This window comes from Pseudosulfitobacter pseudonitzschiae (genome assembly GCF_900129395.1).
GTDB lineage: Bacteria > Pseudomonadota > Alphaproteobacteria > Rhodobacterales > Rhodobacteraceae > Pseudosulfitobacter > Pseudosulfitobacter pseudonitzschiae.
Genome location: NZ_FQVP01000005.1, coordinates 424,013 through 442,951, shown reverse-complemented (window position 1 = coordinate 442,951; position 18,939 = coordinate 424,013). Strand labels below are relative to the sequence as shown.

The following is an 18,939-nucleotide window of genomic DNA, read 5'->3' as shown; positions in this document are numbered from 1 at the left end:
ACGCTATATCAAATGGGTTTATACCATCACGTCACGAGTTCAAGGGTTCGAGTTACCTCTATGCACGCAAAAGCGTACCTTTCGGATCAAAGGGCGGCGCGTGCAGGATCGTGGCGCGATGCGGGCGACCCAGCACCATCACATCAACCCGTTCACCGTCCCCGACACCCCTGACGTAGCCAAGCGCCAGCGACAGACCGACCGAATAGCCATAAGCGCCCGAGGTCACCCGCCCGATGCCCTGCCCGTCCTTGAAAATCGGCTCACCGCCCGTTGCGTCCGCCTGCGAGGCCTCGGTGCCCTCGGCCTCCAGCGCCAGCAGCACCAACCGCTCTCGCGCAGGCTGAGCCAGCGTCGTGGCCAGTGCATCGCTGTTCAAAAACGTCTTGTCCATCTTGCACAGCCGGTCCAGCCCAACCTCTTGCGGCCAGTATTCGGGGCTGTATTCGCGGCCCCATGACCCGTATCCCTTTTCGATCCGCAAGCTCATCAACGCGCGGCTGCCGACGGGGCCAGCGCCAAATGTTTTGCCCGCGTCGATCAACGCCGCGTACAGCTGCGCCTGGTCCTGCGTGCGGCAATGCAGTTCCCACCCCAGATCACCGGTGAACGACACGCGCAGCGCCAGCACCTGCACGCCCGCCAGTTCGATCCACTGCGACCGCATGAACGGAAAATCCACCGTGGCAAGCGATGTATTCGTCAACCGCTGCAACAGCGCGCGGCTGTCGGGACCGGCCACGTTGAACCCGCACATCGCCTCGGTCATGCTGTCAAAGCTGGTTCCTTCCGGCAAGGGCACAGTCCGGAAAAACCGTTGGTGATAACGTTCCGCAATGCCCGAGCCAATGACCCAGAATTCATCTGGCGCAAGCCGCGTCACGGTGAAATCGCCCGCGATCCCGCCGCGCTTGCCGATCAGCGGCGTCAGGCACGACCGCCCCACCGCGACAGGCATCCGGTTGGCAAAGACCGCGTTCAGCCACGCCTCGGACTCCGGCCCCTTGCATCGGTATTTCGCAAAATTCGAGATGTCGATGATCCCCGCCCGCTCGCGCAGCATCCGGCATTCGGCCCCCACAGGCCCCCACCAGTTCTGCCGCGTGAACCCGTCGGTGTCCTGCGCGCCCGGTGCATCGGCAAACCACAGCGGATGTTCCCAGCCTGCGTTCAGCCCGAACACCGCGCCCATCTGACCTTGGACATCATAGACGGGCCGCGTGCGCGCAGGGCGTCCTGCGCTGCGTTCCTCGTTGGGGAAATGGATCTTGAACCGGTTTGCATACTGGTCCCGCACCCGCGCCTTGGTAAAGGCCTTGTCCGCCCAGTCCCCGAACCGTGCCATGTCCCATGCGAACATGTCGTATTGCGTCTCACCCTCGATGATCCACTGCGCCGCCAACAGGCCCATGCCGCCGGATTGGGAAAAGCCCGGGATGATGCCGTTGCAACAGAAATATCCGCGCAACTCGGGCACCGGCCCGAACAGCACATTGGCGTCCGGCGACCAGATCATCGGCCCGTTGATCACCCGCTTGATCCCTGCCGTTCCCACCACCGGCACCCGGTCGATGGCCCGCATCATGTTGTCCTCGATCCGTTCCAGATCGTCGGCAAACAGTTCGTGACCAAAGCCCGGCGGTGTCCCGTCCTCGGCCCAGAACCGCATGTCTTTTTCATAGGCGCCCACCAACAGCCCCTTGCCCTCCTGGCGCAGGTAATATTCGCCGTCCCGGTCGGCGACCGAGGGCAAACGGCGATCCAATGCAGCAATCTCGGGGATGGTCTCGGTCACGAAATACTGATGCTCGGTTGGTTGCAGCGGCAGCGTCAGCCCAGCCATCGCCGCCACCTCGCGCCCCCAGAGGCCAGCGGCGTTCACCACCCAGGGCGTTGCGATATCGCCCTTTTCCGTGCGCACGATCCATGTGCCATCAGCCTGCTGCTCCGTGCCCGTAACGGGGCAGAACCGCACGATCTCGGCCCCCATGGCCCGCGCGCCGGCGGCATAGGCATTGGTCACGCCGGACGGGTCCACGTTGCCGCCCTCGGGCTCCCACATGATACACCGGATACCGTCGAAGTTTACCAAAGGGTGCAACCGCTCGGCCTCGCTGCGGTCCACCTCGTAAAAGTTCATGCCGTAAAGCTTGGCCTTGGCCGCCTGCAAACGCAGTTGATGCTCGCGCGCTTCGGTCTGGGCCAGATACAGCGATCCGGGCTGGAACACGCCACAGCCTTGTCCGGTTTCCTGTTCCAGTTCCCTGTAAAGACCCATCGTGTAATGCTGGATACGGCTAATGTTGGTGCTGTCATGCAGACCGTGAATATTGGCCGCCGCGTGCCACGTGCTGCCCGAGGTCAACTCGTCCCGCTCCAGCAGCACCACATCCCGCCAGCCCAGCTTGGCCAGATGGTACAGGATCGAACATCCGATAACGCCGCCGCCGATCACGACAGCTTGGGCATGGGTGCGCATGGGGTTTGGCCTTTGTTGAATTCACCTGGTCCTCAACCTGCCGCCTTGTGGCACATAAGATTGATCGTTTCCGACGCCCGATGTCGGCCAAACACCAAGCGCAGGAATAATCTTCTTCATCTTGCCAGACAAACTCCGGGGTCCGGGGCAGCGCCCCGGCCTGCCCTTTCACCCCGCTGAAACGTCGCAACCTGTCGCAAACGGACCAGCCCACGCCCCGGTGCCTCCTAGACTTGACGCGACACAACTTGACTGCCGGAGGCTGCCCCATGCAAACCACCACCCGCGTTGCCGTTATCGGTGGAGGCGTTGTCGGCGCGTCCGTGCTCTACCACCTGACGAAACTCGGCTGGTCCGACGTGATGCTGATCGAACGGTCGGAACTGACCTCGGGCAGCACGTGGCACGCGGCGGGCGGGTTTCACACGCTGAACGGCGACACCAATATGGCGGCGCTTCAGGGCTATACGATCCGCCTGTACAAGGAACTGGAACAGATCACCGGCATGTCCTGCGGCCTGCACCATGTGGGCGGCATCACACTGGCCGACAATCGGGACCGGTTCGACATGCTGCTGGCGGAACGGGCCAAGCACCGTTTCATGGGGCTGGAGACCGAGATCGTGACGCCCGAAGAGATCGCAAGGATTGCGCCCGTAACCAATATCAAGGGCATCATCGGTGGGCTATACGATCCCCTCGACGGCCACCTTGACCCATCGGGCACCACCCACGCTTATGCGCGGGCGGCGCGCATGGGCGGGGCGACGATCCAGACGCACACGATGGTCACCGAAACCAACCAACGCCCCGATGGCACATGGGATGTGGTGACGGATCAGGGCACGATCCACGCCGAGCACGTCGTCAACGCGGGCGGCTTGTGGGCGCGTGAGGTTGGGGCGATGGCGGGCATCTACTTTCCCCTGCACCCGATGGAGCACCAGTACATCGTCACCGAGGACGTGCCGATGATCGCCGATATCGTGGATGCAGGCGGTGAGCATCCGCATGTGATGGACCCCGCCGGCGAAAGCTATCTGCGGCAGGAAGGGCGCGGGCTTTGCATCGGGTTCTATGAACAGCGCTGCCGCCCCTGGGCGGTGAACGGCACGCCATGGACCTTTGGTCACGAGCTGCTGCCCGATGATTTCGACAAGATCGAGGACAGCATCGCATTTGCCTACAAACGCTTCCCGACGCTGGAGACTGCGGGGGTGAAATCGGTGATCCACGGGCCGTTCACCTTTGCCCCCGACGGCAACCCGCTGGTCGGCCCCGTGCCCGGCGTGCGCAATTACTGGTCCGCCTGCGGCGTCATGGCGGGCTTTTCCCAGGGCGGTGGCGTCGGGCTGACGCTGGCGCAATGGATGATCGAAGGCGCGCCGGAGCGTGACGTGATGGCGATGGATGTGGCACGCTTTGGCGACTGGATCAGTCCCGGATATACGCTTCCCAAGGTCATCGAGAACTATCAGAAACGGTTTTCCGTCAGTTACCCCAACGAAGAACTGCCCGCCGCGCGTCCCAACCGCACCACGCCGATGTATGACATTTTTTCCGACATGGGCGCGGTCTGGGGACAGCAATACGGGCTTGAGGTGGTCAATTACTACGCGCAGGACGGCGAGCCGGTGTTTGAAACACCGTCTTTCCGCCGTTCGGATGCCTTCGACGCCATCGCCCGCGAGGTGCGCGGCGTGCGCGGTGGTGTCGGCATCAACGAAGTGCACAACTTTGGCAAGTACCGCGTCACAGGCCCGCGCGCGCGGGTCTGGCTGGACCGCATCATGGCAGGCCGCGTGCCGCAACCGGGACGGCTGTCGCTGACGCCGATGCTGTCGGACAAGGGCAAGCTGATCGGGGATTTCACCATATCCTGCCTGGGCGCGGATGAGTTTCAGCTGACCGCATCCTACGGCAGCCAGGGCTTTCATTTCATATGGTTTTCCAGTCACTTGGAAGACGGTATTGATGTCGAAAACATCAGCGACACGCGCACCGGATTCCAGATCGCAGGGCCAAAGGCCCGCGCGGTTCTGGCCGCCTGCACGCGCGCCGATATTTCGGACATGAGGTTCCGCGATGTCCGCCGCATGACCGTGGGCATGACCGACTGTATCGTGCAGCGGGTCAGCTACACCGGCGATCTGGGCTATGAAATCTACTGCGATCCGATGGGCCAGCGCGCCCTGTGGTGGACCCTGTGGGCCGCGGGTCAGTCGCACGGCATGGTCCCATTTGGGATGCGCGCGATGATGTCGCTGCGGCTGGACAAGCATTTCGGCAGTTGGATGGCCGAATTTTCACCCGATTACACCGCCGCCGAGACGGGGCTGGATCGCTTTATCGACTTCAAGAAGGACACGGATTTCATCGGCCGCGCCGCCGCCGAGGCTGAACGAGACCGGGGGACCCCACGCAGGCTGGTTGCGCTTGCGGTCGATACCGATGACGCCGACGTCCATGGATACGAGCCGATCTGGCTGGATGGCGAGGTTGTGGGCTTTTGCACCTCGGGCGGCTATTCGCACCACACGGGCACATCAATCGCCCAAGGGTTCCTGCCCAGACAGGCCGTGTCGGACGGGCTAAAGGTGAAGATTGAAATCCTTGGCCAGATGCGCCCCGCAGTGGTCACCCTAACCCCGCCCTTTGATCCCGATGGCGCGCGGATGCGTGGCTGAGTATGGTGGGCCAATGTGTGCGCTCAAACATATCCCTGCCATCGTCCTTGCCGCCGGGCAATCGTCGCGGATGCGCGGTGCGGACAAGCTGATGCAGGACGTGGATGGCGAGCCGCTGATCCGGCGGCAATGCCGGATCGCGCGCCAGGTCTGCGAACGGGTCTTGGTGGCACTGCCGCCCGCGCCCCACGACCGTTATACCGCGATCAGCGGGCTGGATGTGACGCCGGTGCCGGTTGCAGATGCCGCCGAAGGCATGGGCGCATCGCTGCGCACAGCTTTTGCGGCATTGCCCAAGACCGCCAGGGCCGCGCTTTTGCTGCTGGGCGACTTGCCCGATCTGACGCAGGACGACTTGAACACCGTTATCCAAGCCGTTGATCTGAATTCAGAAACCTTGATATGGCGCGGCACGACTTCGGATGGGCGCGACGGGCATCCTATCATATTTGCAAAGGCATTGTTTGCACAGTTTGCAAAGCTGACGGGCGACCTTGGCGGCCAGTCGATTGTCAAATCCGCCGGACATCGCGTCGCGCGGATTGCCCTGCAAGGCAATCGCGCGCGCAATGATCTGGACACGCCAGAGGATTGGGCAAACTGGCGCGCCCTCAGGGATTAACCCAACAGCGAACGTGCCTCGAAAGACCGCAGCGACCGGCGTGCCGACGTGTAATCTTCCAGCCCCTGCACCGTCTTGAGCTCGGGGAAGAGCGACAGGATTTCCTGGCGTTGCTCCGATCCGATCCCGCGCAGCGACATGTCACCGGGCTGAAAGCTCTCGGTCCATGTGCCATCGCCCAGGATCACCTCGTGGTGGTCGAACATAAGATGGATATAGCTGACGCTATCGGCCTCGACCACGTCGACACCTTCCATCATTGTCAGGTGCTTGGCCGCGACCAGCACTTCGCGGTCGTCGAACATCACGGCCGCCAGATCCGACGTGATCAGCATCCGGTGGTTCGGGCTGACCAGCATGTCGCGGTCAGGCAAGCCGCGCCCCAAGGCGCCCTGACGGATCAGCACAGGGTTAAAGGCCGGATTTGCAGCCAATTCCGCACGGGTCAAATCGCGCCGCCCTGCCCACCGCAGCTTTTGCAGGCCGTTGTCACGGGTGAACACGCGCATACCCGGCTTCAATGTCTCGACCGCCACTTCGCCCTTGTCGGTGGCGATCATCGTGCCGGGTGTAAAGCACATGATAATCTGCTCGATCTCGGAATAGTGGGTGGTCCCCGAAACATTGCCATGTTCGTCGTAAAAGTCGATCCGGCCGGATTCCGTCCCCGGCCCGTCGGAATAGACCTTGGCACGCACGCCGGTCAGGTCGATCACGTCGATGTCCGAACCATCCGCATCCTCGCCGCCGACAATGGTGCCGCCATTGATGCCGTCAAAGGTGAACCGATCGCTGCCAAAGCCGCCGTTGGCCGTGTCATGGTCCTTGCCCATCACGAACAGATCCTGTCCGTCGCCACCGGTCATCGTATCGTCACCGGCGCCGCCGATCAGCGTGTCGTTGCCCGCACCACCGATCAGCTTGTCTTGGCCCTGCCCGCCGTTCAGCAGGTCGTTGCCTTCGCCACCGTCAAGCGAGTCATCACCGTCGCCACCCGACATCGTGTCGTTGCCTGCGCCACCGATCAACGTGTCCTGGCCCGTACCACCATCCAGCACATCGTCGCCTTCGCCGCCATCGACGTAATCGTCACCGTCGCCGCCCGACAGCACGTCATTGCCGCCCTGGCCAAAAATCACGTCCTGGCCCGCACCGCCGTCGATGGTGTCGTTGCCCGCCACGATGGGGGTCACGACCGCATTGTCAATCAGGTCGCCCGAGAAGGTAAAGCCCGACTGCGTGCTGCGCGATTCCAGCGTGAATTCGATGAATGTGCGGTTTTCGAACTGCGCGCTAAACCATGCTTCTTGATCGGCGGGATCGTTCTGTCCGCTGCCGATTGCCTTGACCGTCGTCGCAGTGGTCTGAACGTTCAAAACCGAATTCGACGCCACGCCAAAGGCCGAAAAGCTGGAGGCTTGCAGCGTCACAGCCTCTTGGTCGCCGGGTCCGTTTTTATCCAGGTCATTGAACGTCGCAACCGAGTTCAGCGCAACGGGCTGGCCCGTGGCAGGGTTGAAAAACTCGAACCGGAACGTGGCGGTGTCACCCTTGCCGGAACTGATGAACTGATTGTTCAGCAGAATTTCCGACCCCTTGCCACCGGTCAGATCGACCGAAAGTTTGCTGTCGGATTTGGACACCAGAACCAGACGGCCCGAAATCGGCGTGCCATCCGCCAGCGTTGCGACGTTGCTGTAAATAGCCGAGTCGCCCGCGCTGGCATTGTTTCCGAAATAGGTTTGGGACACCACGTTCTCGCTGCGCAACGACAGCGCAGAGGCGTCCTTGCCGGGGGCCGTGCCTTCGCCTGCATCGCCAAAAAGCGTGTCGTTGCCAGCGCCGCCCGAGATGTAGTCGTTGCCGCCCTCGCCCGAGATGCGGTCCTGGCCGTTGTAGCCATAAATTGAATCATTACCAGCGCCACCCTGAAGGGTGTCGTTGTTATTCGTTCCATTGATCACTGTCATGGCAGCGGTTTCCCAATGCTGAGTAGGTAGACGTCGCGCCCCCACGCTCGTCTTAAAGATGTATTAACCTACAATTCTGGGAAGTATATGGGGATTGGACATATTCTGGCCCAATATCACGTAAATTTGCCTTAGTTGCCCCAGTGAAATGCGGCACATTTTCGTTTTAAGAAACAGTCTTCAAAATCCCGCACCATTGAACGCGAAAAACGGCGCAGCCCCCTGCGCCGTTATCCTCGTCCGGTGTGGTCTGGGACCACACCGGCGACTCACTCACTGCATATTTTGGGTGTGCGCGAGGCGCGCTTACTTGGTCAGAAGGACCGCCTCGTGCTTTTTCAGGGACCGGCGTGCCGATGTATAGGCGTCGATGCCTTCGCGCGTTTTCAACTCGGGGAAGAGTTCAAAAAGTTCGTTGCGCTGTGCATTGCCGATACCGGCCAGTGTCAGGTCGCCAGGCTGGAAGCTTTCGGTCCAGGCCCCGTCCGACAGGATCACTTCGTGCTGGTCGAACATCAGGTGGATGTACGTTGTTGCGCTGACGTCAACAATGTCGACCCCCTTAAGTCCGGTCAGGTGTTTCGCCGCGACCAGAACCTCACGCTCTTCGAAATAGAGCGCGGTTTTGTCATTGGCCACCAGAACGCGGTGGTTGGGCGACACCATCATGTCACGTTCTGGCAGACCGCCACCCAGCGCACCTTTCTGGATCAGGACCGGCTTGAGGTGCTCTGCACGCTCGAACTCGGCGCCTGTCATCGCCTTTTGACCCACCCAGCGGATTTCCTGAATGCCATTGTCGCGGGTGATAACCCGGTCACCGACTTGCAGGTCCTCGACACGACGCTCGCCTTTGGGTGTGGCGATCAGGGTGCCGGGGGTAAAGCAGGGGATGATCGATTCAATCTCGTAGAAATCGAGCGTGCCCTTGCTGGTGCCATCGGCGTTCAGGAACCGGATGGTGCCCGAGGTCGAGTCGCCATCCGCGTCCACGGTGCGCGACACATACTCGTATTTGCCAGCACCTGTCAGATCCAGCGTGTCAAAGTCGTCGCCGCCCGTACCGCCGTCCACGGTGTCACCCGCGTTGGCGTTCAGGAAGGTGTCGCGCCCGTCGCCGCCCGACATCATGTCGTCGCCGCCGTTGCCACCGTCGATGGTGTCATTGCCCGCGCCGCCGGTCATCACGTCGTCACCGGTTGCACCAATGATCATGTCATCGCCGTCGCCACCATCCAGCGTGTCGTCACCGGTGCCGCCGTCGATCCAGTCGTCGCCGTCGCCGCCATACAACTTGTCTGCGCCGTTTTCGCCAAAGATCGTATCGTTGCCTGCGCCGCCATAGACGGTGTCGGCGTTGCGGCCCGCGTTGATGTAATCGTTGCCTTCGCCGCCGTCGATCTCGTCGTTGCCCTGACCGCCCATAAGGGTGTCATTGCCAACACCACCAAAGATGGTGTCGTCGTCGATTTCGCCGTCGATATAATCGTCGCCTTCGTCACCGTACAGCAGGTCATCGTCGTCCGCGCCATAGATCACGTCGTTGCCTTCGCCGCCATAGACGGTGTCACGGCCGTTGTCCTGACGTTTGTCGGCACCGAAGGGGTTCGATCCGTCGTCTTCGATGTTGGTCGAATCCGGGACCTTCAGCGGGTCGTTGCCGGCGTAGATCGTGTCGTTGCCGATGCCACCGTAGATGATGTCGCTGCCTTCGCCGCCGACAATCCGGTCGTCGCCGTCGTCGCCGTGCACTTCATCGTCGTCAATGCCTGCGTCGATCACATCGTTGCCAGTGCCACCAAAGACGGTGTCGCGGTCGTCGCCGGTGCTGATGGTGTCGTTGCCGGCACCGCCGTCCACAAAGTCACGCTCGTTTTCGGCAGCTGGCGTACCTTCTTCGCCGGTGAACAGACCCGGATAGCCCTTGTCGATCTTGAAATCGTTGTCGGGATCGCTCGAGGTGATCACGTCGTTGCCGTCACCGCCATAGATGGTGTCGGACCCGTCGCCGCCCTTGATGACATCGTCACCCGCGCCGCCGTTGATCAGATCGTCACCGGCACCGCCGTTGATGGTGTCGTTGCCGCCCTCACCGTTCAGTGTGTCATTGCCCATGCCGCCGTTCAGGCTGTCATTGCCTTCGCCGCCATTGACCAGATCGTTGCCGTTGCCCGCGAACACGGTGTCATTGCCATCGCCAGCCTCGATGATGTCGTCATCGGCCTTGGTCGGATCGTCCGAGAACTCGTTGTCGCCCGCATCGACCATGTCGCCACCGACATCACCGGTATAGCCTGCGTTGATCAGATCATTGCCGGCTGTGCCGCTGACGATACCGTCGTTGACCGTAACCTGGATGTTGGCCGTGTCGGACGCCCCGGAGGGGTCTTCGACGGTGTAGCTGATGTTCACGATGCCTTCGTAGTCTGCGGCAGGTGTGAACAGGACCTTGTTGTCCTGGATGATCGCCACACCCAAAGCCGCAGGAACCGAAACATTGGTGATGGTCAGCTTGTCGCCATCAGGATCGGTGTCATTGGCCAGCGCGTCGATCAGAACCGGGTCCTGGTTGAAGGTTGCAGCTACGTCATCCACCGCATCGGGTGCGTCGTTGACGTTGTTCACGGTCACAACCGCTTCGCCGGTGTCTTCACCGCCGTTGCCGTCCTGAACCACGTAGGTGATGGTCGCATCCCCGACAAAGTCGGTTGCGGGTGTGAATACCACCTTGTTGTCAACGATGTCCACGGTGCCCTGATCGGCAGGCACAGTCGCCGATTTGATGGTCAGCGTGTCGCCGTCCACATCAGTGTCGTTGGCCAGAACGTCGATTGTGACGGCCGTGTTCTCGTCGGTGGTCGCGGTGTCGTCCACGGCAACCGGATCGTCGTTGACCGGGTTTACGGTCACAACCGCCTCGCCGGTGTCTTCGCCGCCGTTGCCGTCCTGAACCACGTAAGTGATGGTCGCGTCGCCGTTGAAGTTCTCGGCGGGCGTGAACACCAGTTTGTTGTCCACGATCTCCACGGTGCCCTGATCGGCAGGCACAGTGGCTGATTTGATCGTCAGCGTGTCGCCGTCCACATCGGTATCATTCGCCAGCACGTCCACGGTCACGGCAGTGTCTTCGTCGGTGGTCGCTGTGTCGTCCACGGCAACCGGATCGTCGTTGACCGGGTTTACGGTCACAACCGCCTCGCCGGTGTCCTCACCGCCGTTGCCGTCCTGAACCACGTAAGTGATGGTCGCGTCGCCGTTGAAGTTCTCGGCGGGCGTGAACACCAGCTTGTTGTCAACGATTTCAACGGTGCCCTGATCGGCAGGCACAGTGGCCGACTTGATGGTCAGCGTGTCGCCATCGGGATCGGTGTCGTTGGCCAGCACGTCGATGGTGACCGCTGTGTCCTCATCCGTGGTCGCGGTGTCGTCCATGGCGTCGGGGCCGCGGTTCACTTCGTCGCCGATGATGTTTTCAATCTCGGTGAACGTCAGCGTGTCGCCTGTCGGTTTGCCGTCACCGTCCACAAAGACGATTGTACCGTTGAAACCGTTGCCGTTGCTGTCCACAACCTTGTCGGTGATATAGAACGGCCCCTGGCCGGTCAGGTCCAGCGTATCGTTGTCGGTGTTCTTGGCCGGATCAGCGTCAAAGCCGCCTGCCCCGCCATCGACCACATCGCCCGCGCCGCCAAAGATCACGTCGGCATCATCGCCGCCGGACAGTGTGTCGTCACCTTGGCCGCCGGTCAGCGTGTCGTTGCCGCCTTCGCCAAAGATCATGTCGTCGCCGTCGCCGCCGTTCAGGACGTCGTTGCCGTCCTCACCGGCCGGCACACCGACCTTTGCATCGAAATAAATGTCTGTGACATTGATGCCCGAGTTGTTCGAACCGTTCTGATCATGCTCAATGGTGATCCGGCTGACGGGGCCAGGAATGTCCACCAGGATCGAATAGTTGCCCGAGGTATCTTCCTCGTAGCCGCCGTTGCTGTCCGCCGTGTCGACACCGAATTTGCCGTCGCTGTCGATCAGCGTCAGCTTGGCACCGCCGGTCATGTCGACGTTGATTTCCTTGCCGTTCGCGTCATAGGCACGAATGCGCACAACACCGTCACCGTCGATGTCGTTGACGCGGAAGGACACGTTTTCCACCGCATCGCTGAACGACAGCTCGTAATCGGCCTGGTTGCCCTGCCCCTTGGTTTCGCTGTCCAGCGAGCTGTAGGCGTCGACGCCTTTGCCGTCATCCTTGATCGAGTGGATTTTTTGCTGGTCGGTCGAGAATTCGGTATCAGCGGCACCGGTTTCCTGCAGAATCTTGAACGTGACATTCACGTTCCCGGTGTTCTGGGTGAACCCGTCGAGGTCATGGCCGTTGGCCACGCCCGCCTGATCCCACTCAAAGCTTTCGCGCACGGTCTCGGTCGACGAGGGCGGTGTTTCACCGGCATTGTCGCCATAGATCACATCATTGCCCGAACCACCGTCGATGCTGTCGTTGCCCGAACCACCAACCAGAAGGTCGTCGTCGTCACCCCCGTTGATGGTGTCGTCACCGCCCTGACCATAGATCGTGTCGTTGCCTGCGTCGCCGTTCAGGAAATCGGCGCCCGCACCCTGTGCTGCGGTTGCTTCGCCGTCGGTGCCTTCGATGGTTTCAAAGGTTTCGACGATGCCGATGTCGGAAATGTAGATGTTCGACTGGCCATGGCCGTCGCCTGCGTGGATCACTTCGATCCGGCTGACGGGGCCGGTGATTGTGACGGTCACCGACGCGTCTGCATCGGTGCGTGCATCCTGGTGGTCGTCATTGGCGGTGATGGTGTTGTTGCCACCCACGGACAGACCGGAACCGGCCTGAAAATCAACCGGGATAAGCGTGCCATCGGGCCCATAAGCCAGCACGCGGACATACCCCACATCGGCATCGATGTCGGTGATGTTGAACCGAACCTGATCAACCGCCTTGTCAAAGCCGATCTTGTAGGTGCCGCTTTCACCGTTGTCCGCTTCGGACTCCAGGCTGGAACGGGTGTTGATGCTGTCCTTGAGACCGCCAACGTAAATGGCTTCGTTGTCAAACTCGGTTTCAAGACCGTTCGAGTGCCACGAGGGACGCGGCGGCGTTTTCACGGTCACTTTGACGCCACCAACCTGTTGGGTCAGCGTCATGTTTTCCAGATCGTCGCCGTCGTCGACCTTGCCATGCCATGATCCATCGGGATCGGGCAACTCGCTCCAGCGGAACATGTTCTCGTCGCCGGTGGTCTTGCCGATGGTGCCGCCGGTATAGCCGCTGTCACCATAGATCAGGTCGTCGCCGGTGCCGCCGTATACAGTGTCGTTGCCCGCGCCTGCATAAACTTCGTCATCGTCTGCGCCCGCATAGACCTTGTCGTCTCCGCCCCGCGCATCAACGATATCCTGATCACCGGTGTCCGTGCCGATGATCGCATCGTTGTTGTCAATCTTGTCGCCTTCCGGGTCACCGGTATAGGCCGCGTTGATCACGTTGGCATTGTTGTCACCGTCCACCACGCCGTCGCGTGTGGTTTTCTCGGGCGTCTTCGGGTCCACGGGAGTCTTCGGATCATAAAAAAATGTCATCAGTGTATTTCCTCTAAAGGCGTGGCGCACGCCAATGCCGCACCGCCGCGGACTAACCAAACTCGAACCCTTTAAAGAACGATTCCTGCATCGGTCGGGCGACCCGCGCAGAAACACACAAATGATGGGAAGATGACCTGACACACAGGTTCAGTCGCCAAGGAGAGACCTTGACCACATTGCGTATACGGTGTTGCGGCAGCAACCCGGCGGACGCACATCTTCCACACCGAAATTTGGTGTGCCTCAGTGCGGTCGCCCCCGTGACCTACAGACATCGCCCCCCAGTTGGGCAGGATCAGTCATACAATTGCCAATGGGGCGAACAAAGGAAAAAATGTCCGTAAATTCGCAACATTGCTGCATTTTAAACAAAGTTGAGGCGCAATTCAGCCAGAAGTTGTGCAGGCCTTTGCCCAGATTGTTTCCGCGAGAGATCGCAAAATTCAATGTTTCTTGCCCCTGAAACACGTGAAAACAGACAAAACCCAAGAAGTCCGTTTCCAATACAGAAACAACACGCATCCCTCAGGTTGTGCCTAGTTTTTGCCCTAATTTATCGATGACCAGGACCGCGCACGTTCCCAAACCGGAACCAATTGTGTCCTAAATGAGATTTTGGCTCAAATTGGCCAATAAAGCAGCTTATCGGACCGATTCGTCCCCGCATTCAAGGGGGTGGCCGTTGCCACGACGCCTGTTCAGCGACTGTGCGTTTGTTCGCAGGGGGTACATAGGCGTTGATCCTCTGGCAGACGATCTGCCCCCCTACGATAAGCCGCCTCTGCGGCAGTTTTGGATAGGCAAACCACCTGATCTGCGGGAAAAGGTCCACGTGTTACCTGTGACAGAGGGAATAGGAATTTGCGCAAGTTGACGGGTGCCTGTCTTGTTGGACTTGGAGGGTGTTTCGCCAGTGCCGCAAACGCGGGCTGTCCGGATGGGCTGGAAATGTTCACCTCCTGCCAGATTGCGGATCGCGACACAGAGGTCATGGTCTGTTCGGACAACCAGGTTGCGACCTATCGCTATGGACCCATTGGCGGCGCGCCCGATCTGTTTCTTTCGGAACCGGTGGCGCTGGTGGATTTCGAACCCTGGTCCGGTTCGGGGACGGCCATACACGAGCGGGTCACATTCTACAAAGACGGCTTCAGCTATGAAGTTGGCGGCGGTTTCGAGCGGCCCTTCTCGGACGAGGAGATGCAGCTTGGTCCCCGGCATTTCGGATGGGTCGAAGTCGCCCGCAACGGCGAGGTCCTCAGTCGGCTTGAGTGTATCCCGGAAACGGTGAGCTACGGGTTCGGCGATGGAGGGCTTTATGCCGCCAAAGTGGCCGCGGGGCTTGTTTGGGACGACCGATCTGCAACATGGATCGCGGCGGCACCCGCACAGGCGTCACAACGCGCGCCCCAAGCCCGCCTGCGGGACGGCGGTCACTGATGACCAGCAAAGGAATTCGCCCTTGGGCGCGTCGCGATGGGCGCTTCGCTGACCTCACTTGGCAAACTTGGCCCCCCCGAAGCAAGCGGCACGTTCCTGGCTGTTGAAGAACTGGATCGAATGACGCTTGCGGGTCTGGAAATCGACCTGCTCGGAGACCTGCAACTCAGGGACAGCCGCGCAGGGGGCATCACCGAGGCCAAAGCCTGATCGCCCCCTATTCACTGCGACACGCCGCCCAGCACACCCAGCGATCGACCACGGATATTTATGCGCGCGGCCGGTCTGAGGCGGCCAACAAAGTGATTCAGATGAGGGCGAAGCGGTGATCTGTGAGAACGAAAAAGCACCCATCGGTGACAAAGGTGGTAACACTCCGATAACACCGATGTTTGTGTTCCCCTGTGAGGCCCCCGATTTCTGCAACAAAATCAGGGTGGTACCCAAGGCCGGACTGACCTTAGTTGGGAAAATTGCTTTGTTTTCAACCTAGGGGTGTCCCAAAGCAACCGTCATTAGACTTCATAAATATCAACAACTTATGACCGACGTGTCCCACGATCTTTTGCTGAACGTGGTTCAAAAATCTTGCTTTGGGACATAGTCAACTTGTCTCATACTCGGCCTTCAAGGGCGGAGAGCAGACCTTTGCTGCGTTTAGGTGAACGTCAGCTAAGCAGGAAAATTGGCAAACGCTCAGGTGACAAAAAGCAATCTTGACTCAAGCTATACATATCTACAATTCTAGATTTATGGATAAGAATCACGCTCTCGACGCTTTCGCTGCACTCAGTCAGGCCATTCGCCTCGATGTATTCCGTCTCCTCATCAAGGCTGGCGAGACTGGCATGTCCGCTGGCGACATCGGCCAGACCCTCAATGTCCTTCAAAACACGATGTCGAACAACCTCGCGATACTGGCGCGGGCGGGTCTGATCCGAAGCGAGCGCGAGGGACGCAGTATTCGCTATTTTGCCGACATGGAGGGAATGCGCGGCTTGCTTGCGTTCCTGATGGAGGACTGCTGCGGAGGCCGCCCGGAAATGTGCCAACCCGTTATCAACGAACTCGCTTGCGCCTGTTAGGAGACAGACATGAACAAGGACATCTTCAACGTTTTGTTCCTTTGCACTGGAAATTCTGCCCGTTCGATTATGGCGGAAGCCATCATGAATCGGGAAGGGATGGGAAAATTCAGAGCATTTTCCGCTGGATCACGGCCAGGTCCGACACCGCATCCCTACACGATTGATCTCCTGCATGGCCTTAACCATGACACAAGCATCGCGCGATCAAAAAGCTGGGATGAATTTGCAGGCCCCGATGCGCCGCAAATGGATTTTGTGTTTACGGTTTGCGATAATGCTGCGGCTGAGGAGTGTCCCTTTTGGCCCGGCCAGCCGATGACCGCACATTGGGGAATGCCTGACCCCGCAGGCGTTGAAGGTCCGGAAGCCGTCAAACGGCTGGCCTTTTCGGAAACCTATCGGATGCTCCGCAGCCGGATTTCCATCTTCGTCAGCCTGCCGCTTGGCGCGCTTGATCGGATGGCTCTCCAGCGCAACCTCGACGAGATTGGCCGTTCTGCCGCCCACGCCAATTAACCCCCCACTTTTCTGAAAGCCTGACATGACTGATACATCGCTTCCCGCTGCGGCGGGCTTGGGACCTTTTGAACGTTGGCTCTCCATCTGGGTAACATTGGCAATTGGCGCAGGGCTATTGCTTGGAAACTTGTTTCCGGGTGTGTTTGCTGCACTCGCTGCGCTGGAGATCGCTTCAGTCAACCTACCCGTGGCGGTGCTGATCTGGGCCATGGTCTATCCTATGATGGTCGGTGTGGACTTTGGTGCGCTGCGTCAAGTGGGCGATAAGCCGAAAGGACTGGTTGTTACACTGGTGGTGAACTGGTTGATCAAGCCGTTCACGATGGCAGCACTCGGTGTGCTGTTTTTCAGCTACGTCTTTGCAGGCCTGATCCCGCCAGATGACGCCCAAGCCTATCTCGCGGGCGTGATCTTGTTGGGTGCTGCGCCCTGCACCGCGATGGTGTTTGTCTGGTCGAACCTGACGCGCGGCGACGCCACCTATACGCTGGTGCAAGTCAGTGTGAACGATGTCGTCATGGTCTTTGCCTTTGCGCCCATCGTGGCCTTCCTGCTTGGGGCGACGAACATTGTCGTGCCTTGGGACACCCTGCTGTTGTCGGTTGGCCTCTATGTCATGTTGCCGCTGTTGGTCGGATACATGACGCGAAAGCGTCTGATCGCCAAGGGCGGCGAAGCGGCTGTCGATACCTTCAAATCGCGCGTTCAACCGTTCTCGATCATCGGCTTGCTGGTTACTGTCGTGCTACTCTTTGCTTTTCAGGGGGAAGTGATCCTTGAGCGCCCACTCGTGATCGCCCTGATTGCCGTGCCGCTCTTAATCCAGTCCTATGGCATCTTCTTTTTGGCCTACGGTGCTGCGCGAGCTTGGGGCATTCCCTTCAACGTCGCGGCACCCTGTGCCCTCATCGGCACCTCCAACTTCTTCGAACTGGCCGTTGCCGTCGCGATCAGCCTGTTCGGCCTGGGGTCTGGGGCTGCGCTGGCAACAGTCGTCGGTGTGTTGGTCGAAGTGCCGGTGATGCTGTCGCTCGTCGCATTCGCAAACAGAACTCAGCACTGGTTTTCCTCCGGAAAGGATTCAGCATGACCGTCGTTATTCATCACAATCCTGATTGCGGCACGTCCCGCAACGTCCTGGCCATCATCGAAGCTTCGGGCGAGACGCCCGTGGTCATCTCCTATCTCGACACGGGCTGGACCCGTCCGCAGCTGTTGGCACTGTTTGCCGCTGCGGATTTGACACCGCGTACAGGACTACGGACAACAAAATCTCCAGCCAAGGAAATGGGGCTGCTCGATCCGTCAGTAGACGACGACGCGTTGTTGGCAGCGATGCTGGAGCATCCCGTTTTGGTGAACCGTCCTATCGTTTGCTCCCCCAAAGGCACCCGGCTTTGCCGACCAAGCGAAGCGGTACTGGATCTTCTCGACCACCTGCCACCTGGCCCAATGACGAAAGAGGATGGTACGCCGTTAATTGACGCGGAGGGAAACCGAGTTGGCTGATACCCCAAACCTTGACGAAGAGCACATCCAAGCCCCTGACAGGGATCGCTTGCTGAGTTCTGCACGGGCTGAGCACGCCCCACGGATTCTGCTGCTTTACGGTTCGCTCCGGGGCCGGTCATTCAGTCGGTTGATGACCGAGGAAGCGGCTCGCATACTTAGGCGATTGGGAGCCGAAACGCGTACCTATTGCCCATCTGGCCTGCCGCTGCCGGATGATGCAGAGGACCTTCATCCAAAGGTGAAGGAGCTGCGTGATCTCGTCACCTGGTCCGAAGGAATGGTCTGGTGTTCACCAGAACGGCACGGTGCCATGACTGGCATCATGAAAACGCAGATCGACTGGATTCCACTCTCTCTTGGTGGTGTGCGGCCGACGCAGGGCAAGACGCTGGCCGTCATGCAGGTCAGCGGTGGCTCACAAAGCTTCAATGCCGTGAACCAGCTCCGCATCCTCGGGCGCTGGATGCGCCTCTTGACGATCCCGAACCAGTCCTCCACTCCGAAAGCATTTCTGGAGTTTGACGGGGCTGGCCGTATGAAGCCGTCGCCATTCTATGACCGGGTGGTTGATGTCATGGAAGAACTCATGAAATTTACGATTCTGGCCAGAGACAGCAAGGATTACCTGTTGGATCGCTACAGCGAGCGAAAAGAAAGCGCCGAGGAGTTGTCAGTACGCGTAAATCAGAAAGCTATCTGATCGGTTCATTTCAAGTCAGCCCCGCCAGGACAATCTAAGCCTCAGAATGTCGCAATGTTCCGTAGGTGGACTTTTACTACGTAGAGCGACAATGTCGGCTTCGGGACGTTCGCGTCAATCGGCACCATGGGCGGATTCCGGAAGTTCGCCGCAAGTGCGAACTCGCCTGAGATCCACCGCGGAAGCGGACATTCCACCGGACACGGATAGCCTCCTTCCTATTGAGGCGGCACCAAGCATAAAACCATCCGCAGGAACCTTCTTTGCAACGCCCAACCTGTCAATTTCGCATTCCTGGTCACCTAATTGCCA

General features: G+C 59.8%; 12 protein-coding genes. 9 read left to right on the top strand and 3 right to left on the bottom strand.

Annotation, left to right across the window (positions count from 1 at the left end; translation table 11 throughout):
* Positions 1-58: 58 nt before the first annotated feature.
* The gene (locus tag BUC08_RS16775; protein ID WP_037928900.1) at positions 59-2,479 is read right to left on the bottom strand and encodes a GcvT family protein; all 2,421 of its coding nucleotides are present in this window, start codon (positions 2,477-2,479) and stop codon (positions 59-61) included.
* A gap of 269 nt (positions 2,480-2,748) precedes the next feature.
* On the opposite strand from BUC08_RS16775, the gene BUC08_RS16770 reads away from it, so the two are divergent.
* The gene (locus BUC08_RS16770; RefSeq protein ID WP_037928903.1) at positions 2,749-5,166 is read left to right on the top strand and encodes a GcvT family protein; all 2,418 of its coding nucleotides are present in this window, start codon (positions 2,749-2,751) and stop codon (positions 5,164-5,166) included.
* A 13-nt stretch (positions 5,167-5,179) separates the two neighbouring features.
* Positions 5,180-5,788, top strand: coding sequence for a nucleotidyltransferase family protein (locus tag BUC08_RS16765; RefSeq protein WP_037928906.1), 609 nt, complete (start codon positions 5,180-5,182; stop codon positions 5,786-5,788).
* On the opposite strand, the gene BUC08_RS25125 is transcribed toward BUC08_RS16765, so the two are convergent.
* Together BUC08_RS25125 and BUC08_RS24205 are read right to left on the bottom strand one after the other, a co-directional pair.
* Positions 5,785-7,758 carry a Hint domain-containing protein gene (locus BUC08_RS25125; protein ID WP_037928910.1) on the bottom strand — a complete coding sequence of 658 codons (1,974 nt, stop codon included), beginning with the start codon at positions 7,756-7,758 and terminating at the stop codon, positions 5,785-5,787. The two genes, BUC08_RS16765 and BUC08_RS25125, sit on opposite strands and share 4 nt — an antisense overlap.
* A gap of 306 nt (positions 7,759-8,064) precedes the next feature.
* Positions 8,065-13,365, bottom strand: a complete 5,301-nt coding sequence (locus BUC08_RS24205) for a cadherin-like domain-containing protein (RefSeq protein WP_051694577.1) — start codon at positions 13,363-13,365, stop codon at positions 8,065-8,067.
* 864 nt (positions 13,366-14,229) lie between these two features.
* Between BUC08_RS24205 and BUC08_RS16730 the strand changes: the two genes are divergently transcribed.
* The 7 genes from BUC08_RS16730 to arsH all read left to right on the top strand — a co-directional run bounded on the left by BUC08_RS16730 (position 14,230) and on the right by arsH (position 18,627).
* A complete protein-coding gene (locus BUC08_RS16730; protein WP_143186767.1) occupies positions 14,230-14,808 on the top strand; it encodes a hypothetical protein in 579 nt (192 codons plus the stop codon).
* A gap of 36 nt (positions 14,809-14,844) precedes the next feature.
* A complete protein-coding gene (locus BUC08_RS24650; RefSeq protein ID WP_156024895.1) occupies positions 14,845-15,018 on the top strand; it encodes a hypothetical protein in 174 nt (57 codons plus the stop codon).
* Positions 15,019-15,560: 542 nt separating this feature from the next.
* Complete coding sequence (locus tag BUC08_RS16725; protein ID WP_037931211.1) at positions 15,561-15,893, top strand: ArsR/SmtB family transcription factor; 333 nt, start codon at positions 15,561-15,563, stop codon at positions 15,891-15,893.
* A gap of 9 nt (positions 15,894-15,902) precedes the next feature.
* Positions 15,903-16,412 carry an arsenate reductase ArsC gene (locus tag BUC08_RS16720; protein ID WP_037931209.1) on the top strand — a complete coding sequence of 170 codons (510 nt, stop codon included), beginning with the start codon at positions 15,903-15,905 and terminating at the stop codon, positions 16,410-16,412.
* A 25-nt stretch (positions 16,413-16,437) separates the two neighbouring features.
* The gene (gene arsB, locus BUC08_RS16715; protein WP_037931207.1) at positions 16,438-17,505 is read left to right on the top strand and encodes an ACR3 family arsenite efflux transporter; all 1,068 of its coding nucleotides are present in this window, start codon (positions 16,438-16,440) and stop codon (positions 17,503-17,505) included.
* A complete protein-coding gene (arsC, locus tag BUC08_RS16710) occupies positions 17,502-17,924 on the top strand; it encodes an arsenate reductase (glutaredoxin) (protein WP_037931205.1) in 423 nt (140 codons plus the stop codon). The genes arsB and arsC overlap by 4 nt, the downstream gene beginning before the upstream one ends.
* Positions 17,917-18,627, top strand: coding sequence for an arsenical resistance protein ArsH (arsH, locus tag BUC08_RS16705; protein ID WP_037931230.1), 711 nt, complete (start codon positions 17,917-17,919; stop codon positions 18,625-18,627). The genes arsC and arsH overlap by 8 nt, the downstream gene beginning before the upstream one ends.
* The last annotated feature ends 312 nt before the right edge of the window (positions 18,628-18,939 follow it).